This window comes from Acinetobacter rudis (genome assembly GCF_000829675.1).
Lineage (GTDB): Bacteria > Pseudomonadota > Gammaproteobacteria > Pseudomonadales > Moraxellaceae > Acinetobacter > Acinetobacter rudis.
The window spans coordinates 155,565-177,545 of the sequence record NZ_BBRX01000001.1; the positions used below are offsets into that span (position 1 = coordinate 155,565).

Consider the following 21,981-nt stretch of genomic DNA (forward strand, 5'->3'; position numbering starts at 1 on the left):
GAAACGACAAAATAATTTCCAAGGTGATGCAGAGCTTTAATTGGACCAGTTATGACTTTAGGTAGAGGTATGCGGCATTTTTCTTTTCATATGAAACCAGCATTAACGCAACTGTCGTTAGCTGTTTCTATTGCCATTTCAGCAAGTATTTTAAGCAATCAAGCTTTCGCACAACCTGTACAGCAGTATCATTTAGCAGCAGGAAGCTTAACGCACTCTTTACAGCAGGTTGCTCAACAAAGTCAGGTTTCATTACTGATCCAGACCAACAAATTATCAGGCTACCAAGCTGGTGCTTTGCAAGGGAAATATCAGCTTGATCAGGCTTTTAATGCGTTAGTGCTCAATACTCCATTTGAAATAAAAAAAACTTCGGCTGGTTATATTGTTCAAGATCGTAGCGAACACGAGGCTCCAGTTAAAACAGGGGGTTCTACTGAGAAAAACTATCTTGAAAATAGTAAAAATACAGATCAGCTTTATCAAATGCCGACTATTGTTTTAAAAGCAAATGCTGATGATACGGCTAAGTTTGGCCAGAGTACGCTCAACCAAAAATCAATAGATCGTTACCAAGCCAATAATGTTGCTCAGTTACTTGATAATATGCCCAGCGTTGCATCAGCCGGTTCACCTCGTCCAGGAGGTCAAAATATTAATATCCTAGGGATGGGGGGAGTTGAAGATGTACCAATTACGCTAGATGGATCGCTAAAATCTTTTGATAAATATCGTCAGGGATCTGTTTTTATTGAACCTGAGTTATTAAAGAAACTTACTGTAGATAAAGGCCCTCATAATGTAGAAGTGGGTAATGGTGGTTTTGGCGGTAAAGTCACTATGGAAACTAAAGATGCAGCAGACCTGTTACGTGAAGGTCGTAATACTGGTGCATTATTAAAATACTCGCGCTCTAGTAACAATACACAAAATACTTATACTGCTGCTGTTTATGGAAAAACAGTAGATTCTCTAGCTGATGCGGTATTGCTTTATACCAAACGTGATAGCGGTAATGTTGAGCGCCCAGATGGCAGTAAATTTTTATATTCAGCCCAAGAACAAGACAGTTATATGGCTAAGCTAAACTTTTACCCTACAGCAAGTCAGAAAATTACCCTAAATGCATTACAAAGTGGCCATAAAGGATGGGAACCCTTTGCTGCTATGCGAGATCAAGATGCTGTTCCTAGCGAGAAAGATATTGAAAAATATGGTTATGACTTAGCTTGGAAAAGGCGTTTAGTGTTACGTGATCAACAAGACAACAGTTACTCTTTGCATTATGAATTTAACCCTGTAGATAATCCTTATATTAATTTAAAAAGTAGTATTTCCTATTCAAAGACCCAGCAATACGATGAACGGATACCTGAAGCTGCTGGTGTATCATCGAGCACATTGGGTAATGCAAGTTGGGTCGATTATGTAAATACAGCATTTAAACTCTCAAATATAAGTAATTTTGATGGACGTTATGGTTCCCATACGGTCAAAGTGGGTTTGCAGTATCAAAAAATGCAACAAGAATCCGTGATGTATGACAAAAGCAAAAACACAGATCCTCAATATAATTATGGATTTTATGAACCGTTTTATATGCCAGCCGGTGATCAGCAAATGTATAGTGCTTTTGTAGAGGATCAATTCAGTTGGCAAACGTTAACGATTACACCGTCATTACGTTATGACTATATTCAAAATCAGGGCTATGGTAATCGGGCACCGCGTTATAATGATCCAACGGCAGGTCATGATTATAGTGCTAAATCTTATACAGGGTGGTCTCCACGTTTAGTATTGGCTTGGCAACCCGCAGAGTATATGACTTGGTTTGCCAATGTGAGTCAGACATGGCGTGCGCCGCGTGTTGATGAACAGTATTATGTACAGTCTAAAGGTACAACCGTGTCTGAAACGAGCCGCTACTTAAAACCTGAAAAAATGCTTGCACTACGTTTAGGCACCGAAATGAATTTTAGTCAGTTATTGCAAGATGATGACCATTTACAACTGCGTTTAACCCATTATCGCCAAGAAGGTTCAGACGAGATTTTTAGAAACCGTTCAGTATTCTGTAAGGCACAAGCAGATCAACTTGCTCAAGGACTAGAGGCAAGCTATCGAGATTGTAATGGTGATTATAATCAGGGTTTTTATCGAAATATTGGCGATTACACAACTAAAGCCTATGAGGCTGAGGTCTTTTATAATCAACCATTATTTTTTGCCGGACTAACGTATTCTTATATTCGTGGTCAACGTGACCATTCCCCAATTAATCCATGGTTTGATCAAAAAACTTGGATTACAGAAATTCCACCGCGTAAAGCCACAGCAACCCTAGGTGTAAATGTACCAGAATATGATTTGAGCATGGGATGGCGCGGTATTTTTGTGGATGCCCAAACACGGAGTATTCTAGATACGGATAAAACTGCAGGAAGTTATAGTTTACCAAAGACGAAGGGCTATTCTTTGCATGGTATTTTTATTGACTGGCAGCCTATTGGTAGTCGTGGACCACAAGTTAATTTCTCGATTGATAACTTACTTAATCGAGACTACAAAATGTACTTAGGGGAATATATGACTGGTACAGGACGTGATTTTAAACTGAGTATTTCTCAGCGTTTCTAATTTTATATTGTCTATGAAAACCAATGACCCCCAATACTGGACCAATAATGAGTAGCCAACTTGCATCAGGTCCTACACGTTCTAGCATTGAGGTGACTAAAGTAATAGATACTATGGTTATACTAAAACCAATAGCATTTTGTATGGCTAAGGCTGCACCAATTTGTTCAGGTGGGCACGCTTGAGCCGATAGTGCTGAAAACTGCGGTGAGTCAGCAATCACCGCAGCTCCCCAAAACGCCAAAATGACTAGCAATCCACCAGCTGGAATTACTCTCCAACCTAAGGAAAAACTTATACAACACAAAGTAGATAAGCTTAAAGCTGTTATGGCTAAAGTAGAACTTGAAAAATAACGATTTAACCACGCCACAGTTATACAACCTACAGCACCACAAGAGATAACGAAGAAACTTAGCATGGCCTGATGAATACCGAGTGCCTGAGCTAAATTTGTATGCACTATGAGTATAGGAACGACCGTCCAAAATGCATAAAGTTCCCACATATGTCCAAAATAACCAAATGCAGCAGCTTTAAATTTATGATTTCTAAATGCAAGAAAAAGAGGAGGTTTTGTTTTTGCAGCAGGCTGATGAATTGCAATTTGCTCTGAAGGTGGCTTTGCATCACCTAAAAGGTAAATCATTAAAGCCGCCAGTAATGCACATAAGGAAGCTATACTCATAACATGTTGCCAATTCAAATTGATGGCTAAACCATTTAAAGCATAAGGTAGCGCCGTGCCTAAAGTGAGCATGGCTACGAGTAATGATAATACTTGAGCTTTATGTGAAGGTGCCCATTGTACCGCAAGTTTCATTCCAACAGGATAGATCCCCGCTAAACTAATACCGACTAAAAAGCGATAGAACATACCATCCCATATTCCCTGTGCGAAAAAGGCAAAAGTAAAATTAAATAGTGCACCGCTGACAGCGGCAAAACAAAAGATTCGACTCGCAGCAAAACGATCAGCAAATCCTGTAATTGCAATGATAAAAGTGCCTAAAATAAAACCGGCTTGTACAGCATTGCTTAGCCAGCCAATTTCAGATATACCGATATGCCAATAGTGCATCAAATCAAAGGCAGCACTGTTGGCACTAAACCATAGTGATGTAGCAAATAACTGTGCAAAAGTAATGATAGTTATAGCTAAGCGTTGTAATCGCCGAGTGCTATTTACCTGAGAATTTTCCGCACGCATAAAATCAGGTCCCTTGATCATATGTTGTAGAAATGGCTTTGAGTAAAAATGACTTTGGGTTGTTAAATTGATCTAAGATTTATCAACATATCATAACTAAGTATCAGATAATAAATCTATTTTTTCTAGGGGAATGTTCAGATTTTTCTAAAACAGTTGAATTACTCTGATACCGATATGCGATGAAGAGTATGAATTTCAAGTGGAGGGTAATGATGAAGCACAACATAAGTAATTCTATAGATTGGTTAAATATTTTGAGCCAAATGACTTCATTGGCACAATCAGCCCTATATTTTAGACGAGATATTTGCCAGTTACAGAAACACAAGATGGTTTATGGTCATTGTCTTGTGGTTGGGCTGATATTGACTTATCAGCAGCTGAGAACCTTGAAAAAGAGGTATTTGAAGATACTGGATTAAGGGTTAAAATGTAGCGCTTAGTTGTATTGTTTGATCGATGTAAACACCCACAATCTGAGATATTTTTACATACTTATAAAGCAATTTTTTCCTGTGAGATTCAGTCTGGCCAATTGAAGATCAGTCATGAAACATCGGCTCTTGGTTTCTTTGTCCCGATCAACTTACTGAGATTTCGATGGTAGGAGTCACAGTACAACAAATACAATATTTTTTTAAAAATTCTAAAAGTGACCATACAATTTACTTTGATTAAAGTGCTTAAAACTCCTTCTAAATAAATATGGGTCATGAGGAATGAATATTCACTAAAATAGGACTTATATGGTTGTCTTTATTATAAGCAGTGACTAAATAAATATATGAAATTGTGTTATTTATTCCTAGTATTTAAGGAAAATAAAATGTAGTCTATATTTTTGGGCGTTGTAATAGTTGTCGACTAATAATGTGCACTAATATAGCTAATAATATCTCATATATAAGAATTTTTATGGCATAAATCACATAATGGAATATTTATTAAACAGTTAACGTAACGATAATTTTGACTGCTATTTTATAAACATAGTAAAATGGTTGGTTTAAAAGTGAAGGGAATTATTTATAAAAACCCATGTTTAAGCTTTTTTTAGTCCTCAGAAACAAAAATAATTGAAAAAAATAATTTTATTTTCTTTTTTAGAAAAAGTTAACTTGCTTTATTAAAGTGTATTTTAAATATACGTTTAATTGGATTATTATTTAATATGATTAAACAATATGAATTTTATTGGTTCGGATTTTATCGACAGAATATAATGAAAATATGTTAAAAAATATACAATTATTCGCTTAAAGTTCATCTCTCTAGTACTTTAAATGTCTTATTATATCTTCATATTTATTAGGTTTTGTAAATTAGAAGCTATGGTACTTATAATTTTTGAATGAGTTTTACATAGTTAGATTTACTATTTTATATGTTAAATAATTATACCAATTTATTCTGAGAATAAAGTATTATTTTATTAAATTTAATATGTAATAGAGATAATTAAGATTGATCGAAAGATTTTCCTTATTAAGCACTTCTAACCAAATGTTAAATGATCATTTAAATGGCTTTTTAATATTATTTAGGTCAACTTCATAAAAAAATAAATATTTCAACATAAATCTCAAACAATATTTCAGTTATATAAATCGTCTATTTACATAAAAAATAATATTAAATAACCTAATTAAGATCGCGATTGGATTTGTTCAAATCTGTTTGATCAAAATGAATGAAAATTAGATTTTGAATCTGGGAATTATTATGAAAAAAATCATTTTAGCTGTTTGTGCTTTATCAACGACCCAAGTTTTTGCTGCAGAGCAAACAGGTGTTATTAATTTCAATGGAATAATTTACAACGCGACATGTGCTATTGACATTAATGGCAATGAAGGGGGAGAGAACGCAACAGTAAATATGGGTCGTCATCCTACAAGTGCTTTTCCTTCAAGAGGAAGTGAAAGCTCAGGTGTTGGTGATGAGGGTAAAATTAAGATTGAACTTAAGGATTGCCCTGATCAAGGAACTTTGAGTGTTTCATTTACTGGTAAAACTGTAGATAGCACTGGTGATCTTTTAGAACTTGATAAATCTGGCCAAGAAGGTATAGCTAAGGGGATTGGTATCGCCTTATATGATGAAGATGGTGAAGATATTCTGATTGATGGTACGCCAGTGATTCAGAAAAAATTCAAAGATGGCCAAAGCGAATATAAATATCAAATGTTAGCTAAGTATTATCGTTATGCTGAAAAGGATAGTGATTTTAATGCTGGACGTGCAGACGCAACACTTAATTTCAAAATTGAATATAAATAAGCTCTCCTGAGTAAAAATATTCCTGTGACCTAATACACCCTCTAGTTCAATGATGGGCTAGAAGGTGTATACGAATTTTGAGTTTTAGAAGAGGCATTTAATGTTGCAATTATCTAAGAAACTGCTGAGTCTAGTTTTTTGTTTTTCTGCTGTACAAGCGTCACATGCTGGTTTTGGTTTAGAAACTACCCGGGTTATTTATTCGGAAAAAGATCGCAATCAATCTGTAGTGGCATTTAATACCGATAAGAATACAAGTTATCTTGCTCAATCCTGGATCGAAAACGAGAAGGGTGATATATCACCTGATTTTATTGCTACTCCACCACTACTAAAACTTCGTCCGCAACAAAAAAATACCATACAGCTGACTAAAAATATTACGCTCTCACCTGAAAAAGAGACACTTTATTGGTTAAACGTGAAGTTTATTGCACCGACCCCTGTTGATGCAGAAAACGTCTTAAAGTATTCAATGACTAATCGAATTAAAATGATTTACCGTCCCACGATGGTAGGTAAGTTATCTTTAGAAGAAGAGGTAAAGAAAGTTTCATGGAGTATTCAAAACAATCAACTAATATTAAATAACCCAAGCCCTTTTTATATCAATATTGCGGAAATCAGCGTAAATGGTCATGAGTTAAAATCTAAGAGTTATATTGCTCCAAATTCGATAGAAAAACTGGCTATAGGTTTTTCGGCTACGCCACAAAGTAAGATAGCGATCAAGTACATAAATGATTATGGAACATCGGTTTTACTTGAGCCTTAGGAGCAGTAGGCAATGTTCTACATTAAAAGAAATACTTTAAAATACATTATAAGCTCTTTGTCTATTCTCATTATGAGTTCTCATACTGTTCAAGCCAAAGAATATTTTGATCCAAATATGCTTAATATTGGCACAAACGATAAGCAACTTTATAGCAATGAAGACTTGACCTTATTTAATGAGTTAGACAGTTTGCCCGGGGATTATAAACTCGATATCTTTATTAATAATAATAAAATTGAACATCGTAATATTTATTTATACGCTTATGGTAATGCTGATCATGAACAAAAATTAGCACCTTGTTTGTTGCCTAGTGAGTTAGAACATTATGGAGTTAAAACACCTTCTCTTGTTTCAGTCATTGAACTAGAAAATGGAAAACAGTGTGTGGACTGGTCAGGTTTAGATTATGCAAAGTCTGATCTGGATCTTAATCGTAACCGACTGTTATTACAATTACCTCAAGCATATGTAGTTCAAGATAGGATTGATTTTTTCGAACGAAAACAATGGGATAATGGCATACCTGCACTGCGTTTAGACTATAGTGTCTCTGAGTTTTCCAGTCGGAATAATTCAAAAACTGAAAATAGTACATTTGCGAGTTTGCAAGGAAGTGCCAATTGGGGCGCATGGCGTCTCAAGCAATATTCCACATGGTCACATGATGCGCAAGGAGAGGATACTTGGACAAACTTAAGTACGACATTGAGTCGAAATATTCCTCAAATTGATTCAGAAATTATTTTAGGAAATAACTATAGTTCATCGGCTATTTTTGAAGGCGTTAAAATCCGCGGAGCAATCGTACAAAGTGATCGTATGATGCGTACTCGTCAGTATAATTCTTATGCACCAGGTATTACCGGTATTGCAGATAGTGAGTCTATTGTAACCATTCACCAAAATGGACGGATGATTTATAAAAAAGCTGTGCCTGCAGGACCATTTTATTTGACAGATTATTTTCCGGCAAATAATGGAGGAAATATTACTGTTGAAATTACTGGTTCAGATGGACAAATAAAGCGTCAGATTGTTCCATTTACGACCTTAGCCTTTTTAGAGCGTAAAGGAAATCTGAATTATCATGTTGCATTGGGTCAATATGACAATAGTGACTATGACAATAACAATGAATTTCTCACTCAAGCTGAAGTGACTTATGGTTTAACAGATTTTATAACGATAGCTTTAGGTAGCCAACTTTCACAACATTATCAAGCGTTTTCATTTGGTCAAGGGATAAACCTTGGTAAGTTTGGTGCAGTTTCTGCAAATGTAATTCACGCCATCAGTGACTTTGAGAAGAGAACAAATTATTCAGATGTAATTCTGGGTAATAATGAATCTAGTACTAAAGAAGGTAATGCTTTTAAAATCAATTATAGTAAATCCTTCACACCGACCAATACTTCTTTAAACTTTGCTGGTTATAAATATTTTTCATCGGGTTTCTATGATTTTAATGATGTCATGAGACATAACTACGGGAACAACTCAAATACTGAATTAATTGATCCAATGCTTCCCTTAAATGATAAAGTCAAACATCAATATAATGTAACTTTAGTACAAGATTTGCCAAATCAATGGGGAATGATTAACTTTAATGCAGCAAGTTATAAATACCGTAATCAAGGGGACTTAACTTCTTATAACCTCGGATACTCATTATCAAAAAACAAAATCAGTTATGGTCTATTTTATACTTATTACGATGACTCAGCGGAAGATACAAATCGTAATGGAAAATATAGTATTAACTTTAACGTCAGTATGCCTTTGTCATTTGGTAAGAAGCCTTTGTATGCTAGCTATAACCTCGGGCGTAGTACCAGCGGTCAAAATAATCACATGGTACAGTTAAATGGTTTATCAGGTGATCGTTTACAAGCAAATTGGAATGTATATCAAGGTTATGATGATAAAAACTATGGTGGTTTCAGTGGGAGTTATGATGCCCCAGTTGCTCATCTAAGTGCAGGGTATTCTTATCGGGGAAGCGATCAACAGAACCTGAGTGCAAATATTGCGGGAACCTTATTGGCGACCCAATATGGTGCTTTAATGTCTAAGCCCCTACAAACAACAAATGCACTGATTGTTACTAAAGAAGTGAAAGGGGTTAAAGCACTTAATAGTGCAACAGCGACCACATCAACTGCAGGATTAGCGGTTTATCCTGGGTTATCTCCTTATCGAAAAAACCAGATTGCCTTAGATACACAAAGTATTCCTGAAAATGCTGAAATTGAAGAGACTATTATTAGTCAAATTATCCCAACTAAGGGTGCATTAATTCTTGCCGATTTTAAAGCACGCAAGGGGTATAAGGTACTAATAACGTTGCAGAGTCCTGAACATGAAAATATACCGATGGGATCTAAAGTAACATTTGGTGGAAATAATACCGCAATGGTCGCAAGTTTTAATCAGGTTTACTTGTTATCAAACGAAGAAAAGGGTTCGGTCAGCGTGGACTGGGTTGCAGACAAGCAAGCAAATCATTGCATTGCAGAATTTGATTTAACGAAAATTGAAGCTTTAAATGGACTCTATATGGTTAAAGCAGTATGCGCAGAACAACTAGCTGCAGCGCAACCTTAAGGAAATGAATGCAATGAATCTAAAACATATTTTCCTCATCCCAAGTTTGCTGCTCTGTGGTGTCACACAACAAGCGTTTGCCAATGGTTGTACTCCAAACGCTCCATCAACACGACATACACTCATGAAAGCCTATGCCGGTACCATTAAAGTCAGTGGAAATGTTGAAAAATATCAAAAAATTGCTGAATTTAATTTTCAGCATAATGCTACTGGCGTTCCCTATGTTGCAGAGTGTAGCGATGATGCCACTATTTATGCCTATGCTGGTCAAGGTAGTCCGACTGAAAGAGGGGCATCTTCAATTGGTGATATTGATGGTCAACCAGCATTTGTACTACCAAACTCATATGCTGGAGGAGAAAACCATTACGCTTATGTATTAATAGATAATTTAACTGGAAGACCTTATGGCGATCGCGGTAATCCCTCTGAACTTAGAGTCAATGAAGGGGATAATCAAGACAGTAAAATGCGTCCTCGACAAGCAACAGTTATTATCTATGCAAATATCGATAACCCAACCAAAGCAGTCCAATTAGGTAATGTTACTTTAGGTGGTTTGCTTCCTGGCCCGCCAGGTAATCCTTTTGGTTCTGGCGTAACTTACATGTTTGATTCTGGAAACATTGCGGCTGCAGAAGCAAGTTGTGAAATCGAGAATGCCAATAATTTAACGATCGATTTACCTCGGGCACCACTGTCCGCCCTGAATAGAATTGGTACTACATCATCTCGAACTAAAGGTGAATTAAAAATACAGTGTACTGGCGATATGCGGGCACACTTATCTTTAAACTTAAGCAACAATCAAGTCCAGACTGATGATGATGGTGATGAAAGTGTGATTAAAAACAGTCAGGAAGGACGAGAATTTGCCAAAGGTATTGGTTTTGTTTCTTCAACTGAAGATGGTAAGCGCTTGATTAATAGAAAAAGTGTCTTCCTAAAGAATTTAGACAAAGGTGAAACAAAAGTACCTATTTATGCTGAATATTATCGCTATGGCGACGAAGTTTCAGCGGGCAAGGTTGAAGCAAGTGCAAACTTCATTATGGAGTTTAAATAAGGTCAGAAAATTTATGTCGAGTGATTTTGGCCCTGTCATTTAAGATTGGCTGGGCCTATTTTTTGCATATGTAAACACAACTTAAATATGCAGGATCACTTGATAAATCTGCCGTAATTGCTTTGCTAAATCTTGCATTTGTGCTTCAGTCATTTCTGCAGTACTTATTCGAATTCCTGAAATATTCTGATTAACTTGAAAATCTTGCCCAGAACGAACTAAAAAACCGTGTTGCGCTAAAAGTTTACTGATCTTATCTGCATGAGGTAAAGCTAGCCAAATATTTAAACCATCATACTGTTGAGCACAGGGAATATTAAGCTTTTGAAGATATTGAACCATTTTCTGATTTTGTTCTTGATAATAGGATTTTGTCTGGCTTAGCTGCTTGTCAAATTGCTCTTTCTCAAGTAACTGATAGATTATTTCTTGTAATATATGGCTTACCCATGTTGAACCAGCATTTAATTTCTGGCGCAATTTACTTGCAGTATGTTGATCTGAGCTTACAAAGGCGAAACGAAAGTCAGGTGCAAGATATTTAGAAACTGAACGGATCACTGCCCAATGTCTGGTCGATTCAGGAATCACATGTTGATATTCTGCTTGTGATAATAAGGAAAAATGGTCATCAATAATAACTAATACATGTGGGTAATTGCTCAGGAGTGCTTTTATCTTGTCTGCGTGATGTTGGTCTAAACTATAACCTGTCGGGTTTTGAGCACGTGGTGTAATAATCACTGCTTGAGCATGCATGTCTAAAGCATGTTGTAATTCATTTAAGTCAAAGCCATCAGAAGTGACTGTAAAGGGCTGCATTTTATATTGTTGTTGTTCTAACGCACAAATACTACTGATAAAACCAGGCTGTTCAATTGCAATTGTATCCGTAGCAATAAGGTGAACACTGAGTATTCGCTCTATAGCATCTACAGCTCCATGGGTAAACTCAATAGCAAATTCAGCTGAGATATCACAGAAAATGTTTTCGTCTGCGATCTTAAGTAGCCCACTATGGTAAATATCTTCACCATAAACCGCACAATGAAACTGAGTCAGATTAATATGTTCCAGTGAAGCCAATAAGCTTCTCTTTGGATTACCATGTGCCAGATCAATAACGCCTTGTGAAAGGGGTTGATAGCCTTCAAGAAGACGCGTGGCTTGATGACTTTTTATTTGTGAACCTAAACGCCCTTTAGAAATAATGACGCCCATATTTACTAGATTTTTATATGCAGCAGCAACTGTATTACGATTGAGTTTTAGCTGTTCAGCTAAATCACGTACACTTGGTAAGAAGTCTCCCTCCGCAAGTTGACCATCTTTTATCAAAATACGAATACTATCTTGGATTTCTTGTGCTGTATTACCACGAATGATCATAAATAAAAGTCATCTATTATTTGATGTTGAACATCAGCTCAATATTATTGAGCTGAGTAGGGTGCTTAAACATATATGTTTATTATGCAACTGTATTCAAACCACAATCAATCGACATTGTTCAGTAACACCTCTATAGAACACGGTATATACTGTTGAGTAGTGCCTAGTAACTGTAATGCTCCATCTTTTTGTAATAGCAATCTTGAGTCTTCGATAACTTGGTAGAGTTCAAATGTTAATTCTATATTGTTCTGTAAATAGCCAATTAGCTCATTTATAGAATTTAAGGAATTTGTTGTGTGGCTATCAAAATTCCCCAATAACTTACCCTCTTTAAAAATGCGAAGTTGATAACTTTGACTCATCTTAATTAGCCTCTGTCCAATAATAACTATCAGGTAAATCTCTTGCTCCAAAAATTGCTTGTCCAACACGAATATCGGTCGCACCTTCCTCTATTGCAATCTCAAAATCACTCGACATTCCCATTGAAAGACGTTTAATGTCAGGATAAATTTTTTGAATATTATCTCGTAAAGCACGCAAAGACTGGAAACAACGTCTAACTTCATTCGATTCTTGACTATGCAGGGCTAAGGTCATTAAACCAATAATTTTTAACTGTGAAAAAATCTGACATTGCTCAATTAGCGTAAGAGCTTGCTCTGGCTTAACACCAAATTTACTTTCTTCATTTGACGTGTTGACTTGTATGAAAACTTGAAGCTGACGTTTCTCCAGCTGTAAACGATGATTGAGTTTTTCTGCGAGTTTAAAACTATCTAGAGCATGAAATTCATCAATAAACTTTGCAACATATTTGACTTTATTTGTTTGCAAATGGCCGATCAAAATCCAATGTATATTTAAGTGTTGTAAGGCTTCATATTTTGATTTGGCTTCAAGGACTTTATTTTCACCAAAATGACTGAAACCTAACTGATGCGCTTGTTCAATTCTATTCACTGCTAAGGTTTTAGTTACAGGAAGCAACCGAATTGTTTGGGGATCTCGTCCGATACGATGACATACAGCATTAATCACTTGCTGAATATTCTGAAAGTTAGCTGCTAGCTCTTTAACGCTATTAGGCATATGGTATTGCTTCATATAAAACCTATGACAAAATTTATTTGTCATAGGACAATAATGTTATTAAATAAAAAGCGCAAGCCATTTTCCTGTTTTGCGCATTTATAAGGGTTATTTTAAAGGAGAGAATATCATTGTAACTGGCTTTTTTGCCCCATAACTATATGAAAATGGGCCAATATAGCTTTTATACTGAAATAGGCCAAAGCTACGATGCCATGCTTGTAATTCATTATTAGACAACCATTTCAATTGAAGTTCGTCCTCCTTTTTTCTGAAATCTGTTGCATATACAGTAAACTGTGCAACAGATTGAATTGTTGTTCGGCATTTTTCTGATTCACCCTTTTTTAGCACGGATACTTGAACTTGAGTTGCTTTACCAAACATAACATCGTTAGCTCGGCATTGGCGAACTTCAACGTGATAATCACCATTGGGCGATGATAGATCTCGAACGACTTTATTGACTGAAGGAGATTGACAAGCTGTTAATCCTCCTAGGGGGATGGCTAAGGCCAAGATCCAGCTTTTTTTCATGATTTTTCCCTTATAACTCAAATATATTAACCTGCAGCAGTTTTTCCTGACATCCATTGCCAAAACTTTTCAGGTACATCTTTACTATTTTCATCAAATCCATAGGTGTGCAACACGCCAGCTGAAACATATGCAGCCATCACCTTATTGTTTCGTGTATTTACTGCAATTATTGCTTGTTCTGAATCAGCACCCTTTGGATCATAACCGCTCCCGACTAACCAATCACCTTCACGTTGCATGGGGCCCGATACAGTCAGAGATGCTTGAACAGCAGCATAATCTTTTAGAGTTAACTTTTGAAACCTTGATTTCCATTGACTTGCTTTGATCACATCAGAAGCAAGACTATTTACAAGTTTGTCTTTAGAAATAGTCGTAGAGGGACGTTCTCCACAACGAATTTTAATTTCCTGTTCATATCCAATATTGCCAATTTCAAGGACATTTAAAGTACTGCCGACTTTATCTGCACATTTTTCCCAATCTTGTATACTTTGAGCTTGAACGGTAAAAGGTAGAGCTAAACCTATTAACATTAAAGTATGAGAAATCTTCATCTTTACATACCAATTTAACTTTGGGTTATTTATGCCAAATAATAAAAAGTTAATCAATTCATATTATTATTTTTTAATAAAAAATTTGATTGATCGCTCTAATTTAAGTGAACTAGAACTTTGATTTTTCTGTCAGGGATGAATCAATTGCGTCTGCAATTCAATTGAAAAAAATTTATACTTAATACAATAAATTATTAAAAAATTAAGATAACTATATGAAATAAGATATTAAATTTCAATATTACTTGATTATAAATAGACTATATCTTAGTTGGATTGAACGATCATTGTGTAGATGAAATCCGACAAGGTACGGTCACAATTACAAATAAAAGAATTGATACAACTGTAACTCCAAGTTAATAACCAGATATAGAAATATCTCAAAAATTACGACGCGTAACATTTATCTTAAAGACAATTAAATAGCACACTCTACAATCTAGATTTAAGCCAGCAGGGTAGCTAAGAAGGTCGATTATTCCCTGATGAGTTCAATTCAGAAAAATAGTGATAAAAATTATGATAAAACGGAATAAATCTAAATGATGAATAATAAATTAATACGTAATTTTACTGCACAAGCTACACAGTTATATTCATCGACAACATTGAAAGTGTTGGCGCGTATTTTATCCAAAACCAGCCAAAACAATGCCCAAGTTCAAGAACAATTAGCAGATTTTAATAATGGGGCTAAAATTTTATTTAAAATTAATTATCTTAAAAATGCTTTTGTGGTATTTCAGGTAAGAGATAAACATTTATATCTTATTCATGAAAGGGAGCAAGCATTAATCGATTATGATTTAGCTATTGTTATAAAACATCCAGCGCTTGCCTTTAAAATTCTGAGTCTACAAGAAGGTAATACTATTGCTGTTGCAAATAATCGTTTCTCTACGAATGGAGATGCATCATTAGCCATTAATTTTATCAATTGTCTAGAGATAGTTGAGGCACATTTGTTGCCTAGATTTATATCAAGAAGAATTTTATCTAAACATGATGATATATCAATTAACCAAAAAATAAACTTTCTAAAAAGAATAATCATGTGAGCTAAACAATGTTTAATAATTATGAGTTTTATAGTGCTGTTCGTATTATTTCCGGCCTTGATACTTTAAGTAAACTGCCAGAGCTAATTCAAAAATTATCTGCTTCAAAAGTATTTATAATGACTGACAAAGGTATTACAAAAGCAAAAGTACATCTACCAGTGATAGAGATACTTGAAGCAAATCAAATCCCTTTTTTTGTTTTTGATGATATCCCAGCTGATGGTAGTGTGAATAGTGTCTATCAAGCTGCTGATCAATTTTTTTATTCAGAAAGTGACATTATTATTGCTATTGGCGGTGGCTCTGTAATAGATACCAGTAAAGCTTTAAATATTTCAGTTACTTTAACAGGAAAATTAGAAAAATATATGGGTGTAAATAACTTACCACATCGCCTCAAACCTTCTATTATTATTCCTACGACATCGGGTACTGGATCAGAGGTTACCGCTATTGCGGTTGTTGCAGATAATGATAAGAAAATAAAATTAATATTTAACTCACCCTATATCATGGCTGATTATGCAGTACTAGATCCGAAGATGACACAAAATCTACCTTTATATATTACTGCAATGACAGCGATGGATGCTTTAACTCATTGCATAGAGTCATACACCTGTAATAGTCGTAATCCTATATCCTCTGAACTTGCTTTTTCTGCAATTAAAAAAATTATAACCCATTTACCTATCGTTTTAGATGAACCACAAAATTTCAACTCTAGGCTTGCATTAGCAGAAGCTTCAACTATGGCAGGCATGGCATTTTCTAATTCAATGGTCGGTTTAACACATTCAATTGCTCACGCTTTAGGAATTAATTTTGCAGTACCTCATGGATTATGTTGTAGTATATTTTTACCTTATGTTATTGAATATAATAAAGAATATATATTGGAAGAGTTAAATGAATTATCATTATTGTTTTTAACCGAATCTGAATATCAATTGAATGATAAAAATACACGCGTAAACCTATTCATTGAAAAAATTTATCATCTCAAAGAAATCCTAGAACGTAAAACCCAGCTGCCCTCTAGACTCGGTATGCTAAGCAACGTTAGTGTAAAAGACTTTGAATATATTGCGAATAAAGCCTTAATTGATGGTTCTATTATTTTTAATCCAATTAAACCCTCTAAAAAAGAGATTATTAATATTTTAGAAAAGGCTTGGTAATTAAAATGTATATTAAAAAAAATAAAATGGATCACTCCAAAGTCCTAGACTCTCAAATTAAAGATAAAAATGATTTAAAGCACTATCTAAAAATCAATAAGTTACTTTCATTATCAATAATAATACAAGCACATAAAAATACCGATCAACTATTATGCCTTTCCGATACTATTCGAACTCAGGCGAGCCTAGAACCTAGCCTTGGTATTGCTTTGACCATGCATCACCATATTGTTTTGGTGTTAGCAAAATTTCCAGATATATTTGAAAATGCTCAAGAAATACTTAAAAAAGTCTTAAATGATGAATATTTAATTGCTTCTGCATTTGCTGAAGGTAAAGCGGGAGTCAATATTTTTAACCCTTCATCTTCTATTGATATTAAAGATAACATTATTCGATTAAATGGTTCAAAAAAACCTTGTACCTTATCAAGTATTGCAGATTATTATGTCATGTCTACAGTGTTGAATGGGAAACTAACACTTATTAATCTCTCAGCTAAACAAGAGGGGATCTCTATACAACCTTTTTGGAATTTAGAAATTTTTAAATATTGTGACAGTAATGAACTGGTTTTTAATAATGTCATTATTTCTGAACATCAATATTGTCATTTAAATAATGATGAACTTTCTCTTTGCCTCATATATGGTTTATCACTTTTTAATTATTTAGTTGTAAGTGCATATATAGGGATTTCAGGTATTTTCATAAAAATGGTTCCTGAAAGTTTAAGATCATTAACTGGTATTAAAATGAAATTAATTGAATTTCAAAAAATTAATGATGTTTTATTGCTTCAAATGAATTCTATTTGTAGTAAAGAGCGGTTATTAGAAGATGATTTAAGTTGTATTTTAAATCTCAGATATTTAGTTGAAAATAATCTTCAACAAATGAAAAATTATATTCTAGATAATATTGGTGGAATTGAGATAATGAAAAATCCAATAATATTGAATTTAAATAACCATTTGGAAATGCTTAAATATCACCCCACAGGTCGATTCCAATATTATAATCAGTTTGTTTAGAAGTGAGATAATCTAAGGATTGGCTGAAAAAGGATAATTAAAATGTATAAAATCAATGAATATCGGCAAAAGCTTCTTAAAAACTTTAACATTGATCTCGATCCAGTGTCAGCAAAAGGAAATATCTTATCTCTATCCGATGGAACATTTGTTTATGACTATTTAGCCCAATATGGTGCTTTACCTTTTGGGCATAATCCTGATTTTTTAAACAAAGTAGTCATAGATTTCCTGCAAACAAACCAAGCAAATTTGATACAACCGAGTATTTCAAACGTGGTTGAACAGTTTGCAAATCGGCTTATTGAACTCGTTAACTCGGAACGCTATAGCCGCTGCATCATGACGAACAGCGGTGCCGAAACGGTAGAGGTCGCTTTTAAATTAGCAAGAATTAAAACTGGCAGAGCTAAAATTTTGAGTGTAGTCAAAGGATTTCATGGTAAAACTTTTGCTGCTTTATCTGCCAGTGGTTCTAAACGGTTTAAAAAGCCTTTTATCCATGATGAGGCACACTATGACTATATAGAACTCAATCAAATTGAGGATTTAGAAGAGAAACTTCGTACAAAACAATATGCGGCTTTTATTATTGAACCGATATTGGGTGAAGGCGGGATGATACCCGCTACTCCAGATTTTCTACGTCAAGCAGTATCTCTTTGTAAAAAATACGGCACGATGTCTATTTTTGATGAAATACAGACTGGACTCGGGCGTATAGGTGAGATCTGTATGGCTAAATATTACGAGATCTATCCTGATTGTATACTTTTTTCTAAAGCGCTAGGAGGAGGACTCGTTCCGGTAGGTGCTGCAATTTATAGAGAAAAATTTTATACCTTCAATTTTGATAAAAAACATAGCTCTACATTTTCAAATAATGCACTTGCTGCGACTATCGCACTTACTGTGCTAAATTTCTTACACGCTGAAGACAGCTCGATCTATCAAAATGTACGCACCCTTAGTGAATATTTAGATGAACAAATTGATAGAATTTTAGTAGATTACGCTCAAATTATTAAGTTTAATGGCGCTGGATTAATGCGTAGTTTTGAGTTTTATGATTCAACTGCAGACAAAAATATTTTAATAAATTTTAGCCAAAACAATGGTAGTTTGGCATATATCATCTGTGGTTATTTATTAAGTCGGCATCAGGTATTTATGATGCCATTGTTATCAAAACCTTGTTCAATTCGTTTTGAACCCCCCTTAACGATTAATAAGTCAGATATCGACCGTTTTATCTACGCATTAGAGGAGGTGTGCGTGATTATTCAAAATGGACGTTATGATTTACTTTTTAGTCATTTAATCAAAATTAACTTTGAAGCATTACCTGCGAGCACTGAGCATTACCCAGTTTCATTTGTAGCAGATACCCTAATCGCAGATTGTCAATTTAACCCTGAAAATAGTCATTTGAAAGCAGGTAAAAAATTTGCCTTTTTTATCCATACCACTTCTATCGAAGATTTAATTAATTCCTTTCCTTATTCAATCAAAAAAAATTTTAATGATGATCAGTTAAATCAACTCGCCGATAAGATTTTAGCCATTGCACGTACTGATCCAAGCCCAGACCTCGCAACATTTTTTACGGTTTATAATAATCAACGCTATGCCGATGGGATGTTTATTTTCTCACCATTGTCTCCTCAAGATATGATCTGGTTAAGTCCTCAAGATAGATTAGATCTAATGCTGGAATACTTAGAGGTCGCTCAACATCATGGTGCGGAGTTTATTGGTTTAGGTGCATATACATCAGTCATTAGCAACGGTGGTGAAACGATTTTACCCTTTACTCAGCATATCCATTTAACTAATGGAAACTCACTCACTGCCTTATCAACTGTGGAAAGCATCTTTTCAATGATAGAGGGTATTGATGTTTCAATGCAGTATGCTGTTATTGTTGGTGCTCGAGGTTCAGTTGGAAAATTAACAGTTGCTGGTCTAGCACATCAATATGGGCAGTTAATCTTAGTCGGTCGATCAGGTAGCGAAGTTAGAATCAAACAAGAAGTATTACCTTATTTAATCGAAAGTTGTTGTGAAACAGAATACCAAATTATGCCCGGTTCATTTTTTGATAAATTACGTAAATATCTCAATACCACACAAGGACAACTTCGTAATATTGACCAATTAGCAGAAGACTTAGTTCAGCTAGGTTTGTCAATTGAATTTGATTATCAGCTCGCTTTTACTAAAGCAGATATTGTTATTTCAGCTACCAGTGAAGGTAAGGCATTTTTAAACACACAATACTTAAAAAAATCATCCTTAGTATTTGACGTAGCACGTCCTTTTGATTTTATTGAAGGTCATAACGTTAAAATCTATGAGGGAGGTTTAGTCAGCCAACCAAATCCTGTTTTTTATAGTGATTGTAATATGGTAAGAGTTGCAGCAGGGATAAACTTAGCTTGTCTTTCAGAGACAATAGCGCTTTCTTTAAATGGCATGGATGAGCATCAAAGTATTGGTAAAAGTGTCCCATTTAAAAAAGCACACCGAATTTTAAATATTGCGAAAATGCAGGGATTTAATCCAATCAACTATAGTGAAAAATAACATATAGCATTGTTTTATTCGAATAATTATGAATAGAGATGTACTCAATTAAAATTGATGACATATAACTCATGAATTTTATATTTTCATATGTGATTTTAAATTGAAAAATAGTATATTAATAAAACTATAATTTCTTTATCTGACTCCTACGAATTTAGTCTTTTCGCTTTAAATTAATTTTACAAAAAAGTATTGGATAAAAAATTGTAAAAAAACTATAGATAACATCTTAAGGCCTACATCGGTTCTTCATATTGTGCTCATGGGTGGTATACGATTAATAATTTTCTTAGGGAATGGTAAAGATCATGTCTATAACAAAAATTGGTAGTTTTAGCTGGATGCAGATGACGAATGGGCATCTGAAGGCCAAAGAAAAGATTAAGCTTGCAAATACGATCATTATTCCCAGTGTAATGGGGATCATTAGAACTCAATTAAAATCAGAAAATCATATTGAAGACAACATAGCACTAGACAATATAAAAGTACCTGATAGCAAAATTATTGTTGAAGCAATTAAGGAGCTTGATGGGAATGCTGATACAGCAATTATAAATCATTCATGGAGAACCTATTTTTGGGGAGCTGCACTAGGACATATCCATAACCGTGAATATGATCCAGAGGTTTTATTGGTCTCCTCACTTTTCCATGATTTGGGTTTGACAGATGCGTACCGTAAAACCAAAGGCTGTAAATGTTTTACTTATGAAAGTGCTATCCAGTTTGAAAAAAAAGCACAAGAGATTTCGTATGATGAGCAGAAATCTATAAAAGTTAAAGATGCGATTTGTATGCACATGAATGGTTTTATAGATGAAAATAATGAGCCTGAGATAATATTATTACAACAAGGTGCTTCATGTGATGTTATTGGAGATAAGTTATATACAATTCCTAAAGATTTTAGAAATGAACTATTAAGAAAATATCCAAGGGAAAACTTTAATAAAATTTTTAAAGGATTATTGGCTGAAGAAAATAAATCAGTAAAAGAATCACGAACAAACTTTTTAAGTAAACTAGGTTTAACGATGATGATTTCGATGAATCCCGATAAGGATTAATCGTAAGCAACGTTGAGCATCTCATCAAAATGAATGCCTTAAAAACTACTCATCAAATAATAAGAAGGGGGTAGTACAATGAATAATTATTTTCTATTTAAAAATAAATTTAGGGTACGTGTAGAGGAATATAAATCGACTTTTCTTGAAAGTCATCAAGATATAACCTTAATTTTACTACCCGCAATCGGCGTACCCATAAAAAAATATCAGAAGTTTATTAATTGTCTTAATCAAGCTGGTTACAACGTAATTGCAGCAGATTATCCTTGCTGTGGTATGAATCAGCCACATATCAATAGAAATCGAGACTATGGCTACAAAGATCTAATTGATGAGTTTATTCCTCAACTCATTGGGTTTTCAGATTCACAAAACACCGTATTACTTGGACATAGCTTAGGTGGTCACATAGCAACGCTTTATGCGACAAAAAATAAGATCTCTATCATTGGTGTCGCAACAGGTAATATTCATTATAAAAATTGGCAAGGCTTCGGACGATTCAATCTCATACGTGCAGTGCTGGTTTTTAAATTATTCATCTGTTTTTATGGATATTTACCTGGTTATAAGCTTGGTTTTGGTTTAAAAGAAGCTAAAACATTAATGAATAATTGGTGTCACACTGCTTTAACAGGTAATTATGATTACTTTGCTCCTTGGCATAAAAAAGCCAAAGGCCATGGGATTTTTATAAATATTAAAGGTGATAACTTCTCACCATATCAATCTACAAAAAAATTAGCAGAAATGTTTAGTTGCTATACGCTTGAATGTATTGAGATCAGTCCTGAGTTAAAAGGTAATAAACATAGTAATTGGCTTAAACAGCCCGATACGATTGTGGGTGAAATAACAAA

At 34.5% G+C, this 21,981-nt stretch carries 18 protein-coding genes; 12 read left to right on the forward strand and 6 right to left on the reverse strand.

Annotated elements, in window-relative coordinates:
• The first annotated feature begins 51 nt into the window (after window positions 1–51).
• A complete protein-coding gene (locus Aru01_RS00685; protein ID WP_016656166.1) occupies window positions 52–2,640 on the forward strand; it encodes a TonB-dependent hemoglobin/transferrin/lactoferrin family receptor in 2,589 nt (862 codons plus the stop codon).
• Here the strand turns inward: Aru01_RS00685 and Aru01_RS00690 are convergent.
• The gene (locus Aru01_RS00690; protein ID WP_016656167.1) at window positions 2,612–3,850 is read right to left on the reverse strand and encodes an MFS transporter; all 1,239 of its coding nucleotides are present in this window, start codon (window positions 3,848–3,850) and stop codon (window positions 2,612–2,614) included. The two genes, Aru01_RS00685 and Aru01_RS00690, sit on opposite strands and share 29 nt — an antisense overlap.
• A gap of 310 nt (window positions 3,851–4,160) precedes the next feature.
• On the opposite strand from Aru01_RS00690, the gene Aru01_RS18570 reads away from it, so the two are divergent.
• The 5 genes from Aru01_RS18570 to Aru01_RS00710 all read left to right on the forward strand — a co-directional run bounded on the left by Aru01_RS18570 (window position 4,161) and on the right by Aru01_RS00710 (window position 10,590).
• Window positions 4,161–4,289 (forward strand): NUDIX hydrolase, encoded by a 129-nt coding sequence (locus tag Aru01_RS18570; protein ID WP_255209860.1) that lies wholly within the window; start codon window positions 4,161–4,163, stop codon window positions 4,287–4,289.
• A gap of 1,286 nt (window positions 4,290–5,575) precedes the next feature.
• Window positions 5,576–6,133, forward strand: coding sequence for a fimbrial protein (locus Aru01_RS00695; protein WP_016656168.1), 558 nt, complete (start codon window positions 5,576–5,578; stop codon window positions 6,131–6,133).
• Window positions 6,134–6,233: 100 nt separating this feature from the next.
• Entirely contained in the window at window positions 6,234–6,908 is a 675-nt protein-coding gene (locus tag Aru01_RS00700; protein WP_016656169.1) for a fimbrial biogenesis chaperone, read from the forward strand.
• A gap of 72 nt (window positions 6,909–6,980) precedes the next feature.
• Window positions 6,981–9,521 (forward strand): fimbria/pilus outer membrane usher protein, encoded by a 2,541-nt coding sequence (locus Aru01_RS00705; protein WP_162183594.1) that lies wholly within the window; start codon window positions 6,981–6,983, stop codon window positions 9,519–9,521.
• 13 nt (window positions 9,522–9,534) lie between these two features.
• Window positions 9,535–10,590, forward strand: coding sequence for a fimbrial protein (locus Aru01_RS00710; RefSeq protein ID WP_016656171.1), 1,056 nt, complete (start codon window positions 9,535–9,537; stop codon window positions 10,588–10,590).
• Between the two features lie 81 nt (window positions 10,591–10,671).
• Here the strand turns inward: Aru01_RS00710 and Aru01_RS00715 are convergent, their stop codons facing one another.
• The 5 genes from Aru01_RS00715 to Aru01_RS00735 form a co-directional block, all read right to left on the reverse strand.
• Complete coding sequence (locus tag Aru01_RS00715) at window positions 10,672–11,979, reverse strand: aminotransferase class I/II-fold pyridoxal phosphate-dependent enzyme (protein WP_016656172.1); 1,308 nt, start codon at window positions 11,977–11,979, stop codon at window positions 10,672–10,674.
• Window positions 11,980–12,086: 107 nt separating this feature from the next.
• Entirely contained in the window at window positions 12,087–12,347 is a 261-nt protein-coding gene (locus Aru01_RS00720) for a hypothetical protein (RefSeq protein ID WP_016656173.1), read from the reverse strand.
• 1 nt (window position 12,348) lies between these two features.
• Window positions 12,349–13,092 carry a YggS family pyridoxal phosphate-dependent enzyme gene (locus Aru01_RS00725; protein WP_016656174.1) on the reverse strand — a complete coding sequence of 248 codons (744 nt, stop codon included), beginning with the start codon at window positions 13,090–13,092 and terminating at the stop codon, window positions 12,349–12,351.
• A 93-nt stretch (window positions 13,093–13,185) separates the two neighbouring features.
• On the reverse strand, window positions 13,186–13,614 hold the full coding sequence (locus Aru01_RS00730) for a hypothetical protein (protein WP_016656175.1): 429 nt from the start codon (window positions 13,612–13,614) through the stop codon (window positions 13,186–13,188).
• Between the two features lie 26 nt (window positions 13,615–13,640).
• Entirely contained in the window at window positions 13,641–14,174 is a 534-nt protein-coding gene (locus Aru01_RS00735; RefSeq protein ID WP_016656176.1) for an Ivy family c-type lysozyme inhibitor, read from the reverse strand.
• A 548-nt stretch (window positions 14,175–14,722) separates the two neighbouring features.
• Between Aru01_RS00735 and Aru01_RS00740 the strand changes: the two genes are divergently transcribed.
• The 6 genes from Aru01_RS00740 to Aru01_RS00765 all read left to right on the forward strand — a co-directional run.
• Window positions 14,723–15,238 (forward strand): hypothetical protein, encoded by a 516-nt coding sequence (locus Aru01_RS00740; protein ID WP_016656177.1) that lies wholly within the window; start codon window positions 14,723–14,725, stop codon window positions 15,236–15,238.
• An 8-nt stretch (window positions 15,239–15,246) separates the two neighbouring features.
• Window positions 15,247–16,422: an iron-containing alcohol dehydrogenase gene (locus Aru01_RS00745; protein WP_016656178.1), complete on the forward strand. Its 1,176-nt coding sequence runs from the start codon at window positions 15,247–15,249 to the stop codon at window positions 16,420–16,422.
• 5 nt (window positions 16,423–16,427) lie between these two features.
• Window positions 16,428–17,459 (forward strand): acyl-CoA dehydrogenase family protein, encoded by a 1,032-nt coding sequence (locus Aru01_RS00750; protein WP_016656179.1) that lies wholly within the window; start codon window positions 16,428–16,430, stop codon window positions 17,457–17,459.
• Window positions 17,460–17,501: 42 nt separating this feature from the next.
• Complete coding sequence (locus Aru01_RS00755) at window positions 17,502–20,045, forward strand: aminotransferase class III-fold pyridoxal phosphate-dependent enzyme (RefSeq protein WP_016656180.1); 2,544 nt, start codon at window positions 17,502–17,504, stop codon at window positions 20,043–20,045.
• A 311-nt stretch (window positions 20,046–20,356) separates the two neighbouring features.
• Window positions 20,357–21,118: an HD domain-containing protein gene (locus Aru01_RS00760; RefSeq protein WP_016656181.1), complete on the forward strand. Its 762-nt coding sequence runs from the start codon at window positions 20,357–20,359 to the stop codon at window positions 21,116–21,118.
• A 78-nt stretch (window positions 21,119–21,196) separates the two neighbouring features.
• A partial coding sequence (locus tag Aru01_RS00765) for an alpha/beta fold hydrolase (RefSeq protein ID WP_042111029.1) occupies window positions 21,197–21,981 on the forward strand: 785 nt, incomplete at its 3' end.

Bases quoted from the DNA above. Each gene is read 5' to 3' on its own strand.
- Aru01_RS00685 (WP_016656166.1), top strand. From the start codon at position 52: ATGACTTTAGGTAGAGGTATGCGGCATTTTTCTTTTCATATGAAACCA.
- Aru01_RS00690 (WP_016656167.1), bottom strand. From the start codon at position 3,850: ATGCGTGCGGAAAATTCTCAGGTAAATAGCACTCGGCGATTACAACGC.
- Aru01_RS00695 (WP_016656168.1), top strand. From the start codon at position 5,576: ATGAAAAAAATCATTTTAGCTGTTTGTGCTTTATCAACGACCCAAGTT.
- Aru01_RS00700 (WP_016656169.1), top strand. From the start codon at position 6,234: ATGTTGCAATTATCTAAGAAACTGCTGAGTCTAGTTTTTTGTTTTTCT.
- Aru01_RS00705 (WP_162183594.1), top strand. From the start codon at position 6,981: ATGAGTTCTCATACTGTTCAAGCCAAAGAATATTTTGATCCAAATATG.
- Aru01_RS00710 (WP_016656171.1), top strand. From the start codon at position 9,535: ATGAATCTAAAACATATTTTCCTCATCCCAAGTTTGCTGCTCTGTGGT.
- Aru01_RS00715 (WP_016656172.1), bottom strand. From the start codon at position 11,979: ATGATCATTCGTGGTAATACAGCACAAGAAATCCAAGATAGTATTCGT.
- Aru01_RS00720 (WP_016656173.1), bottom strand. From the start codon at position 12,347: ATGAGTCAAAGTTATCAACTTCGCATTTTTAAAGAGGGTAAGTTATTG.
- Aru01_RS00725 (WP_016656174.1), bottom strand. From the start codon at position 13,092: ATGAAGCAATACCATATGCCTAATAGCGTTAAAGAGCTAGCAGCTAAC.
- Aru01_RS00730 (WP_016656175.1), bottom strand. From the start codon at position 13,614: ATGAAAAAAAGCTGGATCTTGGCCTTAGCCATCCCCCTAGGAGGATTA.
- Aru01_RS00735 (WP_016656176.1), bottom strand. From the start codon at position 14,174: ATGAAGATTTCTCATACTTTAATGTTAATAGGTTTAGCTCTACCTTTT.
- Aru01_RS00740 (WP_016656177.1), top strand. From the start codon at position 14,723: ATGATGAATAATAAATTAATACGTAATTTTACTGCACAAGCTACACAG.
- Aru01_RS00745 (WP_016656178.1), top strand. From the start codon at position 15,247: ATGTTTAATAATTATGAGTTTTATAGTGCTGTTCGTATTATTTCCGGC.
- Aru01_RS00750 (WP_016656179.1), top strand. From the start codon at position 16,428: ATGTATATTAAAAAAAATAAAATGGATCACTCCAAAGTCCTAGACTCT.
- Aru01_RS00755 (WP_016656180.1), top strand. From the start codon at position 17,502: ATGTATAAAATCAATGAATATCGGCAAAAGCTTCTTAAAAACTTTAAC.
- Aru01_RS00760 (WP_016656181.1), top strand. From the start codon at position 20,357: ATGTCTATAACAAAAATTGGTAGTTTTAGCTGGATGCAGATGACGAAT.